The 20,423-nt window shown below is 65.6% G+C and carries 24 protein-coding genes; 17 read left to right on the top strand and 7 right to left on the bottom strand.

Annotation, left to right across the window (positions count from 1 at the left end):
* Genes E0H92_RS21255 through E0H92_RS44225 form a run of 6 tightly spaced genes read left to right on the top strand, consistent with a single transcriptional unit; the run spans position 1 to position 5,344 of the window.
* Positions 1-1,515 carry a hypothetical protein gene (locus tag E0H92_RS21255; RefSeq protein ID WP_131497402.1) on the top strand — a complete coding sequence of 505 codons (1,515 nt, stop codon included), beginning with the start codon at positions 1-3 and terminating at the stop codon, positions 1,513-1,515.
* Positions 1,512-2,567, top strand: coding sequence for a hypothetical protein (locus E0H92_RS21250; RefSeq protein WP_131497401.1), 1,056 nt, complete (start codon positions 1,512-1,514; stop codon positions 2,565-2,567). The genes E0H92_RS21255 and E0H92_RS21250 overlap by 4 nt, the downstream gene beginning before the upstream one ends.
* Positions 2,564-3,481, top strand: coding sequence for an alpha/beta fold hydrolase (locus E0H92_RS21245; RefSeq protein WP_131497400.1), 918 nt, complete (start codon positions 2,564-2,566; stop codon positions 3,479-3,481). The genes E0H92_RS21250 and E0H92_RS21245 overlap by 4 nt, the downstream gene beginning before the upstream one ends.
* Positions 3,478-4,089 carry a Pr6Pr family membrane protein gene (locus E0H92_RS21240; RefSeq protein ID WP_131497399.1) on the top strand — a complete coding sequence of 204 codons (612 nt, stop codon included), beginning with the start codon at positions 3,478-3,480 and terminating at the stop codon, positions 4,087-4,089. The genes E0H92_RS21245 and E0H92_RS21240 overlap by 4 nt, the downstream gene beginning before the upstream one ends.
* Positions 4,090-4,133: 44 nt before the next feature.
* A complete protein-coding gene (locus E0H92_RS21235; protein WP_131497398.1) occupies positions 4,134-5,171 on the top strand; it encodes a hypothetical protein in 1,038 nt (345 codons plus the stop codon).
* A 23-nt stretch (positions 5,172-5,194) separates the two neighbouring features.
* Positions 5,195-5,344, top strand: a complete 150-nt coding sequence (locus E0H92_RS44225; protein WP_165549864.1) for a hypothetical protein — start codon at positions 5,195-5,197, stop codon at positions 5,342-5,344.
* 695 nt (positions 5,345-6,039) lie between these two features.
* Here E0H92_RS44225 and E0H92_RS21225 read toward each other — a convergent pair.
* The 4 genes from E0H92_RS21225 to E0H92_RS21210 are packed head-to-tail and all read right to left on the bottom strand — an operon-like array spanning position 6,040 to position 8,575.
* Positions 6,040-6,417 carry a ubiquitination-like system serine protease family protein gene (locus E0H92_RS21225; RefSeq protein WP_131497397.1) on the bottom strand — a complete coding sequence of 126 codons (378 nt, stop codon included), beginning with the start codon at positions 6,415-6,417 and terminating at the stop codon, positions 6,040-6,042.
* A complete protein-coding gene (locus tag E0H92_RS21220) occupies positions 6,414-7,868 on the bottom strand; it encodes a ThiF family adenylyltransferase (RefSeq protein WP_131497396.1) in 1,455 nt (484 codons plus the stop codon). Before E0H92_RS21220 ends, E0H92_RS21225 begins: the two co-directional genes overlap by 4 nt.
* Entirely contained in the window at positions 7,868-8,257 is a 390-nt protein-coding gene (locus E0H92_RS21215; RefSeq protein ID WP_131497395.1) for an E2/UBC family protein, read from the bottom strand. The genes E0H92_RS21220 and E0H92_RS21215 overlap by 1 nt, the downstream gene beginning before the upstream one ends.
* Before the next feature lie 3 nt (positions 8,258-8,260).
* Positions 8,261-8,575 carry a hypothetical protein gene (locus E0H92_RS21210; protein WP_131497394.1) on the bottom strand — a complete coding sequence of 105 codons (315 nt, stop codon included), beginning with the start codon at positions 8,573-8,575 and terminating at the stop codon, positions 8,261-8,263.
* Between the two features lie 455 nt (positions 8,576-9,030).
* Between E0H92_RS21210 and E0H92_RS21205 the strand changes: the two genes are divergently transcribed.
* From E0H92_RS21205 to E0H92_RS21175, 7 genes are all read left to right on the top strand, one after another.
* A complete protein-coding gene (locus tag E0H92_RS21205; RefSeq protein WP_131497393.1) occupies positions 9,031-10,029 on the top strand; it encodes a hypothetical protein in 999 nt (332 codons plus the stop codon).
* Positions 10,030-10,261: 232 nt separating this feature from the next.
* The gene (locus E0H92_RS21200; RefSeq protein WP_131497392.1) at positions 10,262-11,209 is read left to right on the top strand and encodes a hypothetical protein; all 948 of its coding nucleotides are present in this window, start codon (positions 10,262-10,264) and stop codon (positions 11,207-11,209) included.
* Positions 11,210-11,220: 11 nt separating this feature from the next.
* Positions 11,221-12,315 (top strand): ImmA/IrrE family metallo-endopeptidase, encoded by a 1,095-nt coding sequence (locus E0H92_RS21195; RefSeq protein WP_131497391.1) that lies wholly within the window; start codon positions 11,221-11,223, stop codon positions 12,313-12,315.
* A gap of 1,020 nt (positions 12,316-13,335) precedes the next feature.
* Positions 13,336-13,566 (top strand): hypothetical protein, encoded by a 231-nt coding sequence (locus E0H92_RS21190; protein ID WP_131497390.1) that lies wholly within the window; start codon positions 13,336-13,338, stop codon positions 13,564-13,566.
* 170 nt (positions 13,567-13,736) lie between these two features.
* Positions 13,737-14,069: a hypothetical protein gene (locus E0H92_RS21185; RefSeq protein WP_131497389.1), complete on the top strand. Its 333-nt coding sequence runs from the start codon at positions 13,737-13,739 to the stop codon at positions 14,067-14,069.
* On the top strand, positions 14,056-14,292 hold the full coding sequence (locus E0H92_RS21180; RefSeq protein WP_131497388.1) for a helix-turn-helix transcriptional regulator: 237 nt from the start codon (positions 14,056-14,058) through the stop codon (positions 14,290-14,292). The genes E0H92_RS21185 and E0H92_RS21180 overlap by 14 nt, the downstream gene beginning before the upstream one ends.
* The gene (locus E0H92_RS21175; protein ID WP_131497387.1) at positions 14,264-14,914 is read left to right on the top strand and encodes a hypothetical protein; all 651 of its coding nucleotides are present in this window, start codon (positions 14,264-14,266) and stop codon (positions 14,912-14,914) included. Before E0H92_RS21180 ends, E0H92_RS21175 begins: the two co-directional genes overlap by 29 nt.
* A gap of 407 nt (positions 14,915-15,321) precedes the next feature.
* Here E0H92_RS21175 and E0H92_RS21170 read toward each other — a convergent pair whose 3' ends face one another.
* Positions 15,322-15,606 (bottom strand): hypothetical protein, encoded by a 285-nt coding sequence (locus tag E0H92_RS21170; protein WP_202873713.1) that lies wholly within the window; start codon positions 15,604-15,606, stop codon positions 15,322-15,324.
* 447 nt (positions 15,607-16,053) lie between these two features.
* On the opposite strand from E0H92_RS21170, the gene E0H92_RS45125 reads away from it, so the two are divergent.
* Positions 16,054-16,524 (top strand): hypothetical protein, encoded by a 471-nt coding sequence (locus tag E0H92_RS45125; RefSeq protein ID WP_238173514.1) that lies wholly within the window; start codon positions 16,054-16,056, stop codon positions 16,522-16,524.
* A gap of 32 nt (positions 16,525-16,556) precedes the next feature.
* The gene (locus tag E0H92_RS21160) at positions 16,557-17,099 is read left to right on the top strand and encodes an HD domain-containing protein (protein WP_131497385.1); all 543 of its coding nucleotides are present in this window, start codon (positions 16,557-16,559) and stop codon (positions 17,097-17,099) included.
* Here E0H92_RS21160 and E0H92_RS21155 read toward each other — a convergent pair.
* Together E0H92_RS21155 and E0H92_RS45120 are read right to left on the bottom strand one after the other, a co-directional pair.
* A complete protein-coding gene (locus E0H92_RS21155; RefSeq protein WP_131497384.1) occupies positions 17,096-17,572 on the bottom strand; it encodes an NUDIX hydrolase in 477 nt (158 codons plus the stop codon). The genes E0H92_RS21160 and E0H92_RS21155 overlap by 4 nt on opposite strands.
* Entirely contained in the window at positions 17,572-18,048 is a 477-nt protein-coding gene (locus tag E0H92_RS45120) for a hypothetical protein (protein ID WP_238173513.1), read from the bottom strand. The genes E0H92_RS21155 and E0H92_RS45120 overlap by 1 nt, the downstream gene beginning before the upstream one ends.
* A gap of 398 nt (positions 18,049-18,446) precedes the next feature.
* Here E0H92_RS45120 and E0H92_RS21145 point away from each other — a divergent pair, with 398 nt between their 5' ends.
* Together E0H92_RS21145 and E0H92_RS21140 are read left to right on the top strand one after the other, a co-directional pair.
* A complete protein-coding gene (locus tag E0H92_RS21145) occupies positions 18,447-19,874 on the top strand; it encodes an XRE family transcriptional regulator (protein ID WP_131497382.1) in 1,428 nt (475 codons plus the stop codon).
* On the top strand, positions 19,861-20,319 hold the full coding sequence (locus tag E0H92_RS21140; protein ID WP_131497381.1) for a PPC domain-containing DNA-binding protein: 459 nt from the start codon (positions 19,861-19,863) through the stop codon (positions 20,317-20,319). Before E0H92_RS21145 ends, E0H92_RS21140 begins: the two co-directional genes overlap by 14 nt.
* Positions 20,320-20,423: the final 104 nt, after the last annotated feature.

Below are 20,423 nucleotides of genomic sequence, written 5' to 3'. Positions count from 1 at the left end.
GTGGACCGCGGCCGCAGCGATGCGGAGCCCCAGGCCCACGATGAAGGGGGAGTGTCCGAAATGCAGAAGCTGATGAACGATGAGGATGCCGTCAACGACCGGCCGGAGCACGAAGAAACGGCTTTCCGTCCCGGCGTGCCGTTCTGGGGGAGCGTCGTCAACGGATGGTTCACCGCGGGTGTCAGAACTGACTGGTCCCGACGAGTCACTGAGGGACGGGGGTTCAACCACGATCGCATCCGACCGTACGTGACCCGAGGTGCGCTGCTTGTCGGATTGGGAGGCAGCCTGGTCGCGGTCGATGCGAGTCTCTGGGCGCTGCTGTGGCTGGCGGTCGGTTCACTCCAGACCATCCTGGAGATCTGGTTCGAGCCCGCGATGCGGGCCAGGTACGAGAAGCTGGCCGCCATGCCGGCTCTCGGCCAGAATCGTTTCGGCCGATGGATCACCCACATCGCGTACCTGAACTACGAGAAAAGCGTCACCAATGTGACCGGCCTGCTCGGGGCTCTCGCCGCCATGGGCAACATGGCTGCGGTCCTGTACGGAACCAGATGGGATGCCGAGCCGAGCTGGGTGCGTGTGCTGGCTCTCTGTTTCGCGATGCTCTACCTGGCTTCCGGAGCGATCGGGCCGCTGGCCGACGCGGCCATGTACTCGCCGCTCACGCTGATCCCGACCTGGCTGGTGGTGCTGTTCCGGTGGGCCTGGGTGATCGTCGTGGGTCTGTTCGTGGTCCTTCTTCTGACGGCGCAGGGCAGCCGGTTCTCCTGGGGTGCCGAGCTGCCGTACGCGTTGATGGTGGTCGTTGCCATCGGCTACTACCCGATGCTGCGCTGTCGCGAGTTCGAGCGAGCCGTCGCGGCCGGGGCGGATGTCGCCGATGATCTTGCTCACGAGCGGTACAAGGCGATCGTGCTCGATCTGCACAACCTCCTTCAGCCGGTCAAGCACAGCCTGGCCCTGGCGGCAGCCAACATGCCGAACCAGGCGGACCGAGCCGAGTTGGACCGCTTCCTGCGCGATATGCGCTACACCTACGACGCGGCGCGCAGCCGCACCCTGGACCTGAGCCAGGGGCTGGGGATGCCACTGGAGGACCATCTCCGATCGATAGCCTCCGCCGAGCGGGTGAAGCTCGACGTCGACCTGCGGCTACCGAGCCACCTGGGGGCGCAGCAGGCCCAGCGCATCAAGCAGTGGTTGCTGGTCCTGGTACAGAACAGCGTGCAGGCATATCGGAGCTGGGACGACTCCGCGGTCGCATGGATCGGCGTTCGTGCGGACGCCCTCGGTGGCGATCTGGTGGTCGAGGTGAAGGACTTGCTGGAGCCGGTTCCCAGCTCCGTCTGGAACGATCCCGACCGGACGCTTGGACGTGTCCGAGCCGACATCGAGGCCCTCGGCGGGACGATGCAACAGCGCGCCGGCGACCGTGGAAAGGTCATCACTGTTCGCTGGACCGCACTCCAACTGATCAAGGTGCTGGGCACGACGGAGAGGGGAGCCCGATGAGGCTGGCGTTCGCCGCGATGGAGGACACCGGCTACCGGACCGGCCCGCACGGGCTGGGGAGGTTGTGTGCCGCGTTCGGCACCGACAAGGAAGGACGTCCCCGCGCGTCCACCGATCCGGTGGACATCATGACGACCGCCGACGAGATCAGGTCGATCGACGCCGAGACCCTCGCTGCGATCGACGCTGTCTTCGTAGACTTCGACCTGCAGTCGCACAAGGTTCCGGGGAATCTGCGCTGGCAGCCGCTGAAACTCAGGAACGGCGTCGATGTCCCCCCGGTGACGGGGATGTCAGCCCTCTTGTGGCTGCGCGATGTGATGGAGAGCGATCAGTACCGCCGACTCCGGGGACAATATCTGGCCGAGCAGTCGCCGGAACATCGGAAGTGGGTCGGGCCCACCGGCCGGACTCGGCTGTTCGCTTTCGTCGATGCGAAGGACGCGCCTTCGCAGCTGTATGCGGCTGCTGCGTATGCGTGGTTCGGGGCTGCGTACCTGAACGCGCAGATCGACTTCGCGAATCCCGAAGAACTCAGGGACGCCACATCGCAACTGCAAGGCGACCCGGACGAGTACCTGCGAAGCAACCGGCTCGCCCGGTGGTACGCCGAGCAGGGCGGCCCGATGCTCGACCGGCTGCTGGTTGGCGGCCGGGTCCAGAACATGGAACGGCTGATTCCGGCCAGTACGCCTTGGCCGACCAATTTCGATCTCTATCGCGCCTACCGGAAACACTACGGAAAGTCCGGCTTCGGCACCTATGACGATCCGCACGGCTTTCGCGAAGCGTTCCTCCAAATCACCGGCCACGTCATTGCGCCACAGAAGAGACTGCTCGGCGATCCGACCAAAGAGTTCTTCCGTGGGCTGCAGAACTCCCTGGACGAATTCCGGTGCGCGGCCGACCCGAACGCCAGGGACTGGAGCGAGTGGCGGATGACAGGAGCTGATCCTCTCTACGACTACCTGACTGAATCGGCGCGATTCTGGGACGCCGAGGACGTTCGGGTCGCCTTCGAGGAACACCTGCGGCGAGGGAGACTGCGATGACGACGAGTCGCGGAAGCGGCTGCCTTCAGGGGGTCGAGCTGACGATGCGGGACGGAGTCCGGGTCGCGGTCGTCGAGCCGCGGGAGTCAGCGGCGCGCGCCGCTGGCCAGGCGCGGCGCGGACCGTTTGCTGCAGCGCCTACATGCCTTGCTCTGATGGGATTCGGCGGCTGGCTGGATTCGTTCGAACTCCAGCGGTTCGTCCAGCTGAGCCGGCGTCTGGGAGCTCGCATCGTGGTGCCCGAAACGCCCGGCCTGGGACAGATCGCCACCCGTCTGACCCGGCGAGAACGTGGAGCTCTGCTGGCCGGTGACTACGGAGTCCTGGCGCGACGGATGCTGGCTGCCGCGGCTCACGCGTTGCCGGCCGACGAACGCGTGCACCTGCTCGGCTACTCCATGGGGGCGTCGATCGCAGCAGCGATGGCAGCATGCGCGCCGGACCACTTCGTCTCGCTCGGGCTGGTCGAGCCGGTCGGGTTTCGCCGATGGAATCCCGCGACGCTGCTGCGCGCGGTCGCGGTCGAGGACGCGGCGATGGATGGCTACCTCGCTGAGACCTACACCGTGCCGGGGGCGGTGGCCCCGACGGATCGAGTGATCGGGGCAGATCCGCCGGTCAGGAACGAGACGGACCAGTTGCTGCTTTCTTCATCGCTGTGCTGGGGCCGTACCCGCGCGGTACTGGGCAGAGTCGCCCGGCAGAGCCCGCGGTTGCCGGTGATGATCGCGCACGGCGATATCAGCACGCTCTCACCGCTGAGCGATGTCGACGCGCTGGTGGAGCGCCTGCGAGATGCCGGGCTGGAAGTTCAGGATGCCGTCCTGCCCGGCGGACACGGGTTGTGGCACTCCCTTCCACGGGTCGAACGATTGGCGAACGAGATCGAGATGTTCTGGAAGACGGCCAGGTGAAGCGAACCCTGCGCGTCACGGCTGCCCTGGTATTGGCGGTCGGGACGATCTGTCAGTTCGTGCAGCACACCGACAGGACGCCGCCGCTGGCCTACTTCACCGTCTGGTCGGCACTCCTCGGGGTGGTCACGTTGGCGATCAGGGCTGTTCGATCCACCGCCGTGCCGCAGGCGATCCGGGGTGCCGCGGCTGTAGGCTCAGCGGTTTCAGGTCTGGTCTATGCGGCGGTGATCGCGCCCGCGACGTCGGACGGCAGCTGGTTCCAGCCCGGCGACGACCAGTGGGTCCGTACCGCCAACGTGCTCCTGCACGGCGTCGGGCCGGTGCTGATCATTCTCGACTTCGTCGCCACGCGGGCGGTGCTCCGCCGGCCGTGGCGACAAGCGGCGAGCTGGTGCGGCTGGCCGCTCGGGTACCTCGCCACGATGCTCGTGCTCCAGGCGGCAGGTGTGAGCTCGGTGCCGTATTCGTTCCTTGATACTGCGCACAATACGGTGGGCGCGGTGGCAGTGGCCGTGATCGTGCTCACCGGCGTGTTCGTCGTGGTGGGCCGGTTCCTGTTGGCGCTGGCTGCCCTCGCCGCGCGAGGTCGCGCTCGGCCTGTCTGAATGTCGTTCGGCTCCGGAGTCGAGCCGCCTGTTGAAGTTGATGCATGAGCGCAACCGCACCAACCCCGGCAGAAGTCTTTCCTCCGCGGCAGGTCCGCGACGGACGCCGCCCGTTCCTTCGGGTTGCCGACCGGCAACCGCTCGCGACAGGCAGGTCCCGCGGCCCCACGCCGCAGCAGGCCCTCAGCGACTACAAGGTCGGTGACGTCGTACTCGGCCGGCTCGCCGTCGTCGGGCGATCGAACCTTGTGGTGGAGCTGTTCCCCGGCGTCACCGTGCCGGTGGAGACCGAGGCAGCGCAGGCGGCGTGCGACGATCCGACCGATCTTTGGGTAGCTGGAGAGGTGCTGGCGTTCATCGTGCTCGCGCGAGGTTCGGGCGAGAGCGGCTGGCGGCTGGCGCAGGCCCAGGACGGACATCGGGCGACCCGAACACCTCCCGCCCTGCGCGAAGGAGGTACCGCGTGGATCACCGATGCGGATCTGATGGTCAAGGCCACTGGTCATGGGCCGGCTCTGGTCCCGGTCACCGAGGATCGGCGGGCGGCGTCCTTGGCCGATCGGCTCAGCAGAGCGCTGCGTGACGCTGACAAGGCGCGCGCTCAGCTCCGTGTGCTCCGTGCTCAGAACCAGACAGCGCTCGAAGCACTCGACACTCTGGAAGGCGATCACCATCGATTCGCCGGCCCCGAGGAGCAGTTGCGCTTCGAGGTACAGCTGGCCTACGCGAGGCGTACCACCCCGGCAGAGAAGAAGGACCTGCCGATGCGTCCATGGATTCTGGGACCGGACTTCTTGACCTCGCTGGAGAGCGTCGGCGGCATCGCCCGGCAGAAGGTAGTCGATGTCGTCGTCGACATTGTGACAGGCCGGGCCTGTAACAGCGCGGGGCGAAGTCTGCACCGGTTCCGCGCCGGCGACGGCGGTGCGTCGGCGATCCGGACCCGCGCCGACGGTGCGACCTGCTGGCGTATCGCCCTGCAGAAAAACACTCCGGCCGCGCGCCGTCTGCACTACTGGACGACTCCCTGCGGGCAGATCGAGCTGACCGACGTCCGCCGGCACGACGACACCAGGAACTGAGGCGAGGAAGGGAGGTGATCGAGATGACGTCCGACTCCAACTCGACGGAGAAGAAGGGCCAGAACCGTGGCCACATCAACGGCAAGCCGAACAACCCGCAGCCCCGTCCCCGCAAGGACAAGACGAGCCCCCACGGCGACGGCAAGCCCAACCACAATCGCGGCCAGCGGTGATGCCCGGCTGCGTGGCCCCGACCGCGGGGTCACGCAGCCTTACCGGGAGGGACATTCCGGAGAACACCGGGGTCGGCTGCTCGCCGAGGCCGACGCCGTGACCGACCACACCGGGCACTGGCATGTTCGCCGGGTCGCGGATCGCGGTCTTCCGCATCACAGTTCCCGAACCCACCGAATACTGGACATCCAACCTGCCCACCGACACCCCGATCGCCACCCTGGTCCGCCTCGCCAAGATCCGCTGACACATCAGACACGACTACCGCGAACTGAAACCGGTGTCGGCCTGAACCGCTTCGAAGGCTGCAGCTGGACTGGCTGGCACCACCACGCCACCGCCGCCCACATCCTCCTCACCCGACTACGACTCACCCGCCCAAAAGAGCATGGGCGAGCCTGACCTTCCACGCCCTACTGCACAAACTGCAGCAAATCCTGGCCTACTGGATCGGTGCCTGGCCCCACCCGTCTCCTCTGGAGATGAGCGCGCTACGGCAGGGCTGGGTACCACAGGCGGCGATGCGGCGATAGCGGTAGGCCCTGATCTGACGGCCTACTCGACACCACGGGTGCGGCAGGAGCATCACCTCGTAGAAACGCGGGCACGTCGAAGTAGTCGTAGCCGGCCAAAGCAACGTTGTCGGAGACGACGGGAACCATGATCATCTTTCTCCGCGGTGATTGTGATGGCTTCAGCGGCTGGGCGGCTCGGGGACCCAATAGACGCGTCCGTTGCGCAGCCAGTAGTGGCAGCGGGGTTCGCCTTGGTAGTCGATGGACGGGTGCACCGACGGTTCGGCGACTTGGTTCGTGGTGACCTCCCAGCGGGTGCGGGCGGGGTTGGCGAGGTTGAGTTCGATGGTGTGGCCGCGACCGCAGGGACAGTCAAGAAGCGCCCACTTCGGGGCAACTCCTCCGAGGAGGTAAATGCGGTGGGGGTTGAGGGTTTCGGGGAGGTCGGCTCGGCTGGGGACGTGGATTGCGCGGGTGATGCGTGAGCGCCCGTGACGTCGGGTCCGGCGGTAGGCGCGGGTGACCCGGGACCGGGTGCGGTCTAGGAGCCGGTTCACGACCATGCTCCGACGAGGTCGAGGTACGGCGTTCGGGTTCCGCGACCGGTGAAGTCGGCGCTGGTGCAGAAGCATCCGGGCCGGGGCGGGCGAGCGTTGCGGCGTAGTTCGCCGAGGTGGGAGCGAAGCAGCATCTCGGTCGCGTCGACCGGACCTAGGCCGGTGAGCCGAAGGAGGAATTCAGTGGCGCCGAGGGCTGCGACGCTGGTGGTGAGGGTGACGACGGCGGGCCGCGGAGTCTCGGCTGCCTGGACGTACCCTTCACCGGCGAGGCGCTTGCGGGTCTCTGGGTCGAGGTTTTCGGCGTACGCGAGCGTGGCGTCGACGCGGCCGCGACATAGCAGGCACGCGGCACCGGGGGCGACCCAGGTGACTCGCTGCTCGATCTCGACCTTCCGGTTGCTGTCGGCGGTCTCGACCGGGGTGATGAGGACGGCGACGTCGATGACCGGGGCGATGTGGGCGTAGGCCCACCGATTGAGGATGAGGCGGGCCCCGTGCCCGTCGACGCAGCTGAAGATCACGTCGGCGTGGGCGATCGCGGCGATCGCGTCAGGGTCGTGGAGCGGCTTGTTGATCTTGGTGATCTTGGTGCCCAGCCCGATGGCGTTGAGGTGGTCGCCGAGGACTTCGGCCTTCGGCAGGTTGAGGTCAGCGGCCGTCATGCCGTGCCCGCGCGTCGGGGTAGGTTCGGTGACGATGTCGTCGTCGACGACGATGATCTCGCCGAGGCCGAGGCGAGCGATCTGGGCACCGACCGCGCTGCCGGTACCGCCGGCGCCGACGATGGCGGCCCGCACCTGCTTCAGGCTGCGATCGCCATCTTGGCCGAGCATCCGGATCTGACGGTCGAACGCCGACACCTTCTCCTCACCGCTCTCGATGGTGCCGTGTTGGTTGGTGCTGCCGGTCGGGAGGTACAGGCGGAGTCCGGAGCCAGTGACGCGGACGGCGTCGACGACGGTGTGGTCGGGGGCGATGGGGGTGAATGTGTCCCCGAGGTCGTACAGACGGGCGGCCACGCCAGGGTGGTCCGGGGTGCCGGAGATGACGATGGCGGCGTAGTAGGGGGCGCCGAACGCACGAGCGGCGACGGCGAGATCGCAGTCGACCTGGTCGTCGTACTGCGAGAATTCGGGCAGACCGCCCGGGTGGGTGTGAACGAACACGGGGACCTGGCCCTTGGCGACCGCGGCGCGGAAGGCGGGCACCCAGCCGGCCGAGGAGATGGACAGGCCTCTCGGGCCACGCTCGAGGTAGGCACCCTTGGGGACCTGAGTGATCACCTGGGCGAGCAGGGTGACGTGGCCGCCGGCCTTGGCGGAGTCCGCGGCGGTCGTTGCGGCCCCCACAAGGGAGGTCGCGACGACCATCGCGGTTTCGTCACCATTGCCGAGGGCTGCGACCAGCGGCTTGAACTGGTCCTCGGTGAACGCGATGCGAGTCGACATCAGGTGCCGCTCGCGATCGCCAGGGCTCGGCGCACGTACGCCAGGTACGTCTCCAGGTTGTCGACGCCGGGGCGCCACTGCCCACCGATGTGACGGCTCCACCGCTGCCAGGACCGACCGAGGTAGTTCTCGCTGACCTCGGTCCCGGCGATGACCGCCCCCTTGGCCGTCAGGGCTGGCGAGACCCAGAACATGTCCGGCGTCGCGTCGGGGAACCCGAACGGCAGACGGAGGAGCAGGTCGACAGTGTCCCGGTCGAGGCCCGGCGTCGGGAACTCGGCAAGGATGAGGTTCACGAATCCGCCAGCGCTCTCGACGGTGTAGGTAGCCCCCGACGAGTCGAGGATGGCCTGGTCCTGTTCGCGGAGAACTGCCACGAGTGCACCCATCGCTCAGGCCTCCGAGACCTGGCCGGGATTGATGACGCGGGGCACCGTGAAGAACCGCATGTTGGGCTCGAGGTAGACGACCTGGTTGTCCTCGATGAGCTGGTCGAGTTCGTCGAGGATGTCGAGCCACAGATCCCGGTCGGAGCTGACCGGCGGCGACGGCACCGTCCGGAGCTGCGTCCCGGTGAGTTTGTCACCTTCGGGGTGGTACTTCGTGCCGTCGATGTAGATCGGCACCTTGCCTGGCTTCGGGTTCTTCGCCTTCTGGGTCTCCACAGACGCAGTGCGTCCGTTCTGTGGGGTGTCGTTTTCGGTCACGGGTGGGGTCCTCCTTGGTTTCTTGGTCCGCCCGAAGGGCACGGACGGTGCTTGCGCTGCGGTCTGACCAGACCCGATGCAAACGTGCTCACCTGATACAGACGAGCCAACCTTGGAGGGCGAATGGTCAACCTCCCGGAGCGCATCGAGCAGGCCGATCTGGGCGGGCACCGAGCCGGGGCGGAGCGGAAAGCGTCATGGACACGGCTACGCATTCGCCGCATGTGATCGGACCCAAGCCAGGGGGCGACGTTGCCGGCGCCTTTGGGGTCAAGCCGCCCCGAATACAAGCGCCCGCTTGACGAGGCGTATCGGGCTGATGATTGGGCACGGCAATACAGACTCGCTCGTCTAGCTGCGGAATGCTGGCTTCCCCCTCGCCGGACCGGCAGAATGATCTCGGCCTGGGTTATGTAGTCCTTGGCCACTGGTGATCGGGCGGATGAGACGAGCGGATGTCCAACGACGACGAGGAAGACGAGCTGTCGCTAGTTGTTCGTCTCGTCTGGCAGGTTGTCCGCAAGAGCTCCTTCCCGCCGCCGGACCCGCACAACAGCTGGACGCACGACGCGGTGGTCGACCAGGCCGTGAACCTGTACCTCGCCAAGGGCGGGGCCGTCGTCGCCGAAGCCGTGGCCGCCGCCGGTGGAGACCAGGGGCACCTGGAGCGCCGCCTCCTGAAGACCATCCGGAACTACATGATCGATGTCGCCAAGAGCACCCCGATCGGCTTGATGCGGAACCGGCTCGCAACGATGCTGCTGCGCCACCCCGGTTACGTGCGCCTCGAAGGCGACAAGTACCCGCTCGCCGGATGGGCCCCGGCCGGCTCCCAGGGTGCAACCGGCGACCTGTGGCAGGGCGACGAAGACACCCTCCACGCGTCCGCGATCAACACCCCGATCCCCACCGAAATCGTGTTCAACAGGTCGGGTCCGCCGCCCGCTGCCACTAAGCAAGCGCTCCTCGACGTCATCGCCGCAGTCTTCGCCGCTGCTGATGGCTTCTACCTGCCCGACCAGGCACTCGCCAGGGTCGTCGCCCGCCGGTTCGACGAGTTTCTCGACCCCGACGGACGCGACGTCGCCGCCTATACGAGCCCAGCCGACCCCGAGACCATCAGCGACTTCAGTTCCGCCGACCCGACCACCGACGTTCACCTCGAACGCATCGAGGCTGCCGACATCGCGGATTGGCTCTGGACCGAGTTCACCTGGGAGGAGCGGACCATCTACCCGTTCCTCGACGTTCCCGAGAACGAAGACGGTCGCATCGCCTCGGTCGTCATCATCCTCGGGTGCGGCGACGAAGAAGCCAAGGCCACCATCGACGCCATGCTCACAAAAATCCGGGAACACGCACCCAATGTGGAACTGGCTCGTTATGTCCTGGATGAGCTAACTGCCATCCACAAGCGTGAGCACCTCGACGGCTCCCCGGACGGCACCACATGACAACCCCAACCACCCTCAGGGTGATGAGAAGACTGACGCACACGGTCACGTCTAGTGGTGCCGTCCGGACTCTTGTTCGAGATAAGTCGTCAGTTCATCGTGAAAGGCGCGCAACCCTGCCGACCAAGAACCGCGACCAGGTCGAAGCACCCGCTACCACCACCTTCGCAATCGGTGCCCTGTCGGTGCCACGGTCGCGATCAACGATGATGTACGTGGGAACGAGGTGACGATGGGCGACGAACAGCGCACCCCGAATGGTGGTGACACCTTCAACTCTGCTGCGCTAGCAGAAGCAGTTCGCGAACGGCTTCTCGCCGCCCGCGGACTTAACGCTCCAACTTTCGCCGCCGACACCGATCCGCTCCCCGAACCCGGAGCCGGCCAGATCTGGCGTGCCCGCTGGGAGAAGACCGCCACCGCTGTCCTACTCCTCACCAACCCAGACAACGACCACGTCCGGGTCGCAGTAGTCACCTTCGACTCCGACCTCGCCGACTCCAATGCGACCGTCACCTCAGCCGACGAAACAACCATCGGAATACCTGCAGTCCTATGGCTCGATATCGCCCAAACGATCCCGCTCGCCACGCTCGACGCCCACCTCGGCGACATCAGGACACCGGCACCGCAGCACCAACTCGCGGCCGACGAGCTCCGTCACTTCCAAGAGACAGCAACAAAACGCATCGACGACGGAGTGATGCGCGCCAGCGTCATAGACGACCTCCATGCCCTTGCGACGGCCCATTGGGTTCCCGAAACCGGCGGTGACATCACCCAGCTCCTCGCAGGTATCCGGAACTCCGCACTAGCTGACGCAATCGACGTCACTCCTGCGGACGCACTCCAGATCAAACGCGGTCAACGGCCACTTCAACCCGACGAAGCAACCAAGCTCGCACCCCTCACCGGGCATCCCGTCGAGGAACTCGTCGCCGCGGCCAACCCACTCCCCGCTGTGGTCATCGAACTTTTCAATACCCCCGCGGTCCGCGCACGCATCAGCAAGCTCGCCAAAGCAACTGGCGCAGACGAAACCGTGACCCGTCGCAACTGCGCTTATGGGGTCTACGCAGCCGCCGCCCGCGCCACCGGGCAGACCCCGGACAACGAACGCGACCAGTGGCGCCGACGCATCAACCAGTACTTCGACACACACCTGCCCGAGGACAACTAGTGCCTAATCCGATGCCTTGGGACCTCGTCAAGCGAATGGTCCCCATCGCACTCAACGCACTGGACAATCTCATTGGCGACGGCGTTCTGGACCGACACGAACTCGAAAACGACCCTCTCACTGAGCTCGAAATGTGGGACGAAGTCATCGTCCAGCGCCTACCACCATCGCTCGTCGTCACCCCGTCAGCGACCCTCGGCAAAGAGTGCAGCGTCGCTGGTACCTACTACGACCCCACCGACGCCGTCCGCGCCATCATCGCCGTCGCCGAATCCGGCAGCATCCGCCGAGACGCGTTCACCGCTCTCCACGAACTCGGCCACCACATCCAACACACCACGCCCGAAATCGCTGACGAGCTCGCCGACCTCCCCGTCGACATCACCTTCGCCGTCGAAGACCGCGTCTGCGAAGAGTTCGCCGCCGCCATCCTCATCCCCAACACCACGGCCACGACCATCCTCGGCACCGACACTCCAACGGCCGGCGATATTGTCACCCTCACTCAGCGCACTTCGGCATCTCGTTCCGCCGTCTGCATCCGCGCACACGAGAACCTCACCGTCCCCGGAATGGTCGTCCTCCTCGACGCCGACGACCGGGTCCAGATCGCACCTGCAAGAGGTCTCCCCCCGCTGCGACGCGGCTCCACCCAGTCCAGTGCCGAAATCGTGAAGAAGGCCCGCCGCCGCCAGGCCGAAGGCGACTACGATTTCCGCATTACCGACGACGACACCCGATTCCAGTACCGCGACGCCATTGAAGGCGCCTCGCTCTTCGCCCAGGTCGCCGACATCGGAGGCGGCTACCTCGTCATCGTCGCTGTCACCGAGAATCCACCGTGGCGTGACCGCTTCACCCTCCCGAAGTTCGACACTGCCCCCCGCGCGGCTGACTGGGTCTGTCCGCACCCCGAGTGCGGAGAGCCATTCGAGTCTTGGGCTGAAACCCACGACCTCTGTGGCAAGCCACGCTGCACCTCCTGCCACCGGTGCGCCTGCTCTCCGAGCCACGTCAAGGAACGCGTCTGCAAGGGCTGCAACCTGATGCAGCCCAACCACCGCTTCGAAGACGACGGCGCAACCCACTGCAACGACTGTGCGTAGGGGGATAGCCCCAGCAAGAGGTAACGCCCGCAAGTCAACCGCAGTCCGCGTGTCCATGGCCTGAGTTCGCCGGCCCACAGATCGAGGGCTTCGTGATCGCGGCTGCCGGACTCGCCGAAGAGCCGCGCATCGCCGGCGAGGTCGACAACGACGCCGGCGACCAGTTTCTGGCATCGCCCGACCTGCACTAGACATTTCTGGATGCGCCGGTCCTGAACGAGCGTGCATCTTGGCAAGCTCACCGGCGAGAACGAGCGTGCGACAATTTCATCCGTCTCATCGGCGAGTACCTCTGCATGTCCAGCCGCCTGCGGTTGACCGACGATCCGCCGGCGCATCGTTCGACGACCTCATGAGGCAGATCTTCGAGACGTCTGCACACCGCTCAGTGTGCGCCACTAGTGCGCGCTCCGAGACACATGCGACCGTCACCGCCTGTCCGCGATCGGATTCACCAGCCTCCGCAGGCCGTGGTCGAGGCAGTCGAATCCGATCCGCACGCCCGGACCATCGACATTTGCTCGGTTCGGCTCGCAGTCGCCGCTGCATGTCGAGCACGTCCAGTAGCCCGAGTCGCGCGGCGCGAGGCGACGGCGTGTTCCGTGTCAGTTACGTGGAACGTTGGCAATCAGTGGGAGCGGACGACAATCGCCGAGTGTCGAAACCGCAGGCCAGAGGCGGCTTGGCGCCACCCCTCGCAACAATCGGGGGAGCACCGGGGAGATCTACACCATCTTCGCTGGCGGCCCTGGGGCGATTGGCTTGCGATGTCGGTGCCGCGGTGCGCTGGGTTGGGCCGTGCGGTGTCGGCTGACGAAAAGTTGTCTGTGGCATTCGTTGAGTTGCTGTGGTCTGGGACGGAGGTCCTGGGCTGTGGGATCCAGGACTGAACGGAGATGTCAGGTGGATGAGAAGGGTTCGCAGGGCGAGGATGTGCGGCGGCAGGTCGTTGAGTTGGTGACTCGGGCTGAGGCGATTGTTGAGGGGATCGAGGCAACGACCGCTGATGGGCGGTGGGCGATGACCGCGTTCAGCCGGTATCGGCTGTGTGAGTTGCTCGAGATCATGCCGTACGTCCGGTATGAGGGCGATCTCGACGCGGACCCGGCGACGCTGCTGGATGAGGCTGCACTGCTGGCAGATTGGATCGACGTGTCGATCGAGGATTTGAGCTGGCGGCTTGCGCTCGGTGATGCGCTGCGGACGGCGGCGGCTGACATCCGCACGGTTCGCGATGCGCGCGACGGATGAGGAGTTCCTCGGCACTGTCCCGGATTGATGACCCAGGACAGGTGTTCGTCGATCCGATCCGTTGAACTGCACAACCGATCCATCGGGAGGTTGCTGTGGGCAAAGGACAGATGCGAACCCAGGATCTCCACCGTGCGCTCGACGGCCCGGTGCTGTGAGGTGACTTGGGCATGGGAGCGAGTGAGCGTGTCGCCGCGCTGCGGCGTGCACGAGAGCGGCAGGCCAGAATTGAGGCCGCGACAACCCGAACCATCAAGGCTCAAGCATCTTTGGATCGCGCCGTCGAGGCGAAGGCGCTCGCCATCGAGCGGTACGACGAACGCGTCGCCGATGCCGAGGCGATGTGCGCGGCCGAGATCGCAGAGCTCGCACGCGTCTGCCGATCGGCAGAGGCGGCCGCGGAGATTCTCGGCTGGCCGGTCCGTGAGCTGCGCCGTGTCGTGAAGTCAGAGCGAGAGCGATCGTCTCAACCGCCAGCGGGAGGCAGTGATGTCGACTCATGATTCGGATCCGCTGTGGGACATCGACCAAGTCGCGTCGTACCTGAATGTCCCCAAACGAACGGTCTACAGCTGGCGGACGGTCGGCTACGGCCCGCCAGGCAAGAAGGTCGGCCGGCACCTGCGGTACCGCGCCAGCGACGTGATCGCCTGGTTCGCGGAGCTGGGCGACGAGATCTCGATGAGAGGTGGGACTGATGATCGAGATTACCCACACTCCCGCTGAGGGCACTGTGGCCTGGGGAGTGCGGAAGGAAGACGGGCCGGCGGAAATCCTGAGAGCCGCGAACTGGACTTGGTCGCGCCACCTGGATGCGTGGCACCTTCCGGGATCGCGTTACCAAGCGGTCAAGACGTCGCGCGTGGATGCGACTGTTGCCGAGCTCGAGGCCGCAGGCTTCGCTGTCTCTGTCCGGATCGACGAAGCGATCGACGCCGAGCGAACGAACGGGTGGCACTCGCTTCAATGGGTCGCTCGCCAGATCGCGCGTCTGCAGGCGAACCTGACGAAGATCGACCGCCAACTTGAGCATCTCCTGCCGGCCATCGGAGGCGGCCGGGAGGGCTCAGTAGGCTCGGACCTATGGGCGATCCGGCTGCTCAGCCGGCGGATCAAGATCGGAGAGCAGCTGCGCCACTGGCACGAGATCATTGACGTCACGTCGGGCCAGATTCCCGGGATAACCCGAGAGGGCAGCTATGTCCGCATCGCCGTGCACGGGCGAGAACTTGACCGAGGCAACCACCGGCCAGCCATTGCCGAGGTGGAACAGAAGGATGCCGACCGAGCGCCGTACGACACCACCGGTCACTCTCCCGCAGATGATCCGGATGGACCGCGTCCGTAGTCGGATCTCGCCGCGGGCTCGATCGTCACGCGCAAGGTGGTGAAGCTGCGACGAATCCTGTCCTCGAAGAGTACGGCGGCGTCCGCTGGCCCGACATAGTCGATGATCAGGTGCGCGCCAAGCGATGCGCAGACCCGGCGCAACGGCTCGGCAGCACCTGCCTGCGGTGTCATTGGCATGCCTCCGTCGAGCCGGGCGGGGACAGTCGAGTGGGGTGCTGTGCTGACTCTGTCGCCGTCGTTCAGGTCGCTCAACTGCACGGTTGATCCTCCGGGGTCGGAGCTGATTTGTGGCCCTGCCACCGACAGGGGAGGCGGTGGCAGGGCCGGCTCCTCGCGGTACGGCGAGGAGGTGGAAGGGCGCGACCGACGCGGACGTTGAGGAATCACACGTCGGCCTCGCCGGTCTTAGATGGGTTGCGCGGCGGTCTCGGCGAGCGCCGTGTCCTCGTCAGGCTCGAAAGGATCCGGGTCCAGCCATCGAATCTCCGATGCGCCGAGGTGACCGTGGACCTCCAGCAGATCGCCGACGCTGGGCCAGAACGTCATGCAGGGATGCGGTCCTAGCCACTTGGCCGCGACCCACTGATGACCGTCGTCGTTGGGTGGAAATTCCACGACCAAGGCGACGACGCCGGTACCGCTGACCCCGGACGGATCTCGATACCGATACAACTCCCCGCGGCGCATCATTTCCGTCTCCTTGATCTGTCCTGGTGACCGCCCGACGACCGTGTCGAGCGTGTCTCAAGACTCGTCGTTCCGGACTGGACAGGAGAACCGTGTCCTCGGACATTTACGGACATTTCGTGCTACCGTCCGAGTGGACATTTACAGACATCTACCCATGAGTAAGGGTGGGCGATCCGAGTGAACGACGTGCTCCGGCGCGCGATGCACAACGCGAATCTCACTGAGTTGGATCTGTCGGTGGAGCTGGCAGTCGACCCGAAGACCGTGCGGAACTGGATGCGCGGGCAGGTGCCACATCGTCGGACTCGGGTAGCCGTGAGTCGACTCCTCGGCGTCGACGATGACGCGATCTGGCCCGATTCTCGGTCAGGCGACCCGGGGGACAGGCGGCCGGCTGAGATCGCCGGCATCTACCCACGGCGTACATCGATCAGCCCGCAGAACTGGTTGTCGTTCTTCGAGTCCGCGAAATCGGAGATTGGCATCTTGGCGTACAGCGCACTGTTCCTCGCCGAGGATGCCCGCATCGTCCGTCTCCTGGGTGAGAGGAGCGGCAGCGTCCGAATCCGGATCGTGCTAGGCGCGCCGGATGGAACGAATGTCGTCGAGCGTGGCGCCGAGGAGGAGATTGGTGAGGCGATGGGAGCGAAGATCCGCAACTCGCTCGCCTTGCTTGAGCCGCTGCTGAGGAAGGAAGGCGTCGAACTGCGGCTGCACGACACGGTTCTGTACAACTCGATGTATCGCTCGGACGACCAGTTGCTGGTGAACCAGCACGCGTACGGGATCCCGGCCGCGCAGTCGCCGGTGTACCACTACCGGAACTCGGACGACAGTGAGATGTTCGATTCGTACCTCGCGAGCTTCGAAGCTGTCTGGTCGAGGGGGGCAGGTGCAGCCCGTCGCAACCTGAGATGACGGATGCTCCGGCTCGTCGTACGCTCGGGCAGATGATGACTGCAGAGGAAGCGGAGTCGGTGGCCCGTCGGCTGCTTGCCGACGAGTTGCCTCGGCGCTGGGCGCACACCCAGGGCGTTGCCGCCCGCGCGCGAGAGCTGGCGCCCATCCTCGGCGACCGCTCCGGCCTCATTGAGGCGGCCGCCTTCTTGCACGACATCGGTTACTCGTCCGCGGTGTGTTCGACCGGCTTCCACCCGCTGGACGGCGCTCGGTACCTGCACGATGTGCTCGGCGCCGACCTCGTGCTTTGCCAGCTCGTCGCGCACCACACCGGCGCATTGATCGAGGCCGACGAGCGCGGCATCGACAAACTCGCGGCCGAGTTCCCTCTGCCTGATCAGTTTCTGCTCGAGGCGCTGACGTACTGCGACTTGACCGCGGCCGTCGACGGTTGCCAGGTCGACGTCGAGGACAGACTGAACGAAATCCTGACGCGGTACCCGCGCGGGCACGTCGTACACCGCTCGATCGTCCGATCCGGTCCTGCGCTGCGTTCGGCCGTACAGAACGTGCAACGCAGGCTCTGTGCTTAGTCGAAGTACAGAGTTGCGCCGGGCTCGAGGTAGTGGTCGATGCGGCGGCGCATGGTGCTGTTCATCTGCAGGCTGTCGAGATCTGCTGGTGGAATCCAGCGGACTCGGGTGCTTTCGCTGCTGGGTGTGGGTTCGCCGCCAGTCGCTCGGCCGCGGAGGAGGATGGAGAACTCCTGGCGCGCCTCGCCGTTGCTGGTGTAGAGGATGATGTGCTTCGGATCGGTGTAGATGCCGAGGACATCGAGGATCTCGCAGTCGATGCCGGTCTCTTCCTTGGTCTCGCGTACACCGGCCTGGGACATGGACTCGCCGAGGTCCATCGCGCCGCCCGGAAGTGCCCAGTTGCCGTTGTCTGAGCGCTCGATCATCAGGATCTCGCCGGCGTCGTTCTCGATGACGACGTTCACCGACGGGACCAGGCTGTTGGCGGCCGGCGCGTCCGGGTCGTCGTAATAGTCGATTCGCTTGGACATCAGGACTCCGTCATCGGCGTTGCGGCATCCCATACACGTTCGAAGCTGTCCAGGTAGTGGCGGGCGAGTTCGCCGCCGGGGATCTTCCGGAGGTGCCACACCGGCGCCTGTGCTGCAGGCAGGCCGTAGATGTGGGTGTTCACGAACAGCCGGTCGTCGGCCCGGAAGATCGAGTTGTACAGGACAGTCCGATGCACGCGGAACTCGACGTCCGGGACCTCCGACAGGCCTCGGTACAGGACGATTGCGTTGCGGATCTTCGCGGCCAGGGCAGCGCCGATACCCTCCTCTTCGCCGCGCTCGGCGATCCGTGCGTCGCGGGGATCACCGATGAGGATCCGGATGCGTGCGCCGGCCTTGGCCCGCTTGCGGAGGACTCGTTGGAGGCCAGCGTCCTCTGCGAGGAACAGTCCTGCGTAGACCAGTACGCCGATCTCCTCGTCGGCCGACTCGAAGAGCTGCCGCCATTCGTCCATAGTCACATCGGAGCGATGTGGGTATACACGGACGACTTCGCTCTCAGCCACGGCCGCTGCTCGATCGCGGGGGAGTGCGTCCGGCCATAGGTAGCTTTCATCCCGACCGAGCCGGACCGCCAGCCGGTGACGGTTCCGCGGAAAGGGGAGCTTTTCGCCCACGACCCAACGCTCAACTGTCTTGACGTTGACTTCCAGCTCGTCCGCGAGTGCATGATGGGTGAGGCCGTGTTCCACCATCGCGGCTCGGAGTCGTTCGTTAGGCACGAGACCTAACCTAAGACATTTCAGGACATTTTGAGGCGAAGCGAGACATCCCGGAGATGTCTGGTCGTGCCGTGACGCTGTCCTGGCGCCGACGCGCATCCTTGCCGTCATGACGGCAAGGATGCGGATTCATGGTTGACCGGAAGCGTCAGCCGAACACGCTGCTCCGGAAAGCGCGAGGCGGGATGTCCCAGGCGCAGCTTGCGGACCTGGTCAGCGCCGAGATCTACCACGCTACAGGCAAGCAGTTCCTGATCACTGCCAAGGCAGTTTCCGACTGGGAGTGTGGCTGGTACACATGGCCTCGCGCCGAACCTCGCACTGCGTTGTGTCGTGTGCTCGGGAAGTCCGACCCGGCGGACCTCGGCTTCTACAAGCAGCGGATGTCCACCAAGCCGGTACCAGCCTCGGTCTCACTGGTGGACCTGATCGCCGGTCAGTCCGCAGCTCAGCCCGAGGCTCTGCGTCTTCCGGCCGGCCGCTCGTACTCCGGTGTGGAGATCGGCGCGCACTACTGGCCGGTGGAACTGCCGGGGGATGGCTGGCTGATGGTCGATCCAGGCAAGGACGTCTCGCTAAACCGTCCGGACCGGCGCTCGCTGGTCATCGTGACTGATCATGAGCAGCGGCACTACGCCTCGGACGGCCGGCGGTTCGTCGACCGTGGCAGCCGCCGTACGGGCCTGCAACCGATCTCGTCAGCGGCACTCCTCGACGATCTGACCGTCGGCATCATCTGGTCGACTACGAACACAGACGTCGCACTGTTGGCCGATGACGGTCAGCTCACGAGCAGCCAGGCGCGCCTTGCCCACCATGAGGGCCGCCGTACGTCGGATGTGTCGCTAACCGAGGTTCCGACCCTGAACGCGGTCGCAGGTCAGTGGTTGGGCTCTCGGTTCTGCGCTCGCCACATCACCCGGAACCTGGACCGGTTGTCGGATGAGCCGTTCTTCTGGACACGAGAGAACCGTGGCGAGGAGGCCGCATCGTGGCTGCTCTGGCGGCACAAGTTCGAGTATCTGAGGCGCACCTCGCGCTGGTTCCCGAGGATGCGGCGTGGATTCTGCATTACCGAGGCCGATGTCGCAGAGTCGCCGACGTACGAACGGGTGCTGCTCTTGCTCGCTGCAGCCCTGATGGAGGCGTTCGGGATCACCGTAGCCGTGAGCGCTGAGCCGGAGCACGCACAGGTCGAGGGTTTCGTGCTCGCGGATGACGCGATCGTCGCGAATTGGCTGGGCGGCTCCGGGCTCTGGTACGTCGACGCGAGTGCACCGCCGTCGCATCGAGCACTCTTCCGTGAACTGTCGGACCAAGTCTCTGCGAATTCAGTCGTCGGCGAGGATTCGGCTGGCCGTCGGCTGGAGGCGCTCGCGAGCTACCTCAACGTCCCGTGGCAGTGGTTTCTGATGCGCTGCCAGGAACTCGCAGTCGCCGGCGTCGACGACATTGCTCACCCGCGTAGTCGCCTGTTGTCGACGCGCGGACTCGACACCGCGATTCGGTACGTTGCCTACCTCAACGATCCCCGAGGAGCTGACTTTGCGCGCCGCTGAACTGACGATGGGCCGGACGTTCGTCGTCCACTTCGACCATGGTGACGACTTCTATCCGGCGTTGGCTGAGTTCTGTGCGGAGTACGGCGTGCGGCAAGGCTTCATCCCGATGTTCATTGCTGGTATGCGTGATGTCGAGCTTGTCGGGACGTGCGAGAAGCTTGAGGATCCCGATGCGCCCGTGTGGAGCGCCGTGCACCTCGAGAACGTCGAGGCGATCGGCGGCGGGACCCTCGCGTACGACGAAGAGTCTGGCTCTGTCCTGCCCCACATCCACGTGTCGGTCGGTCTGAAGGCCCACTCGGCGACGGCTCACACGAGCCATCTCCTGGGCGCGAAGATCCATTTCCTGACCGAGATGTACTTGGTCGAGGTGAGCACGCCGGCCTTCTCGCGGCCTCGTCAGGCGGATCTGTACGACGTCCCGTTGCTTACCTTCGACTGAGTCCGGGATTCCTTCTGCCGGGTTCAGGGACGGCCGGGTGCTCATGACCCTGATCTCATGGGTACCAGCCAGGCGAACAGAGTTCGGTTGACCGTTGACGATCT

Source organism: Kribbella speibonae (genome assembly GCF_004331375.1).
Lineage (GTDB): Bacteria > Actinomycetota > Actinomycetes > Propionibacteriales > Kribbellaceae > Kribbella > Kribbella sindirgiensis.
Note: the sequence above shows the minus strand (reverse complement) of the source record. Positions and strands in the feature narration are given on the sequence as shown.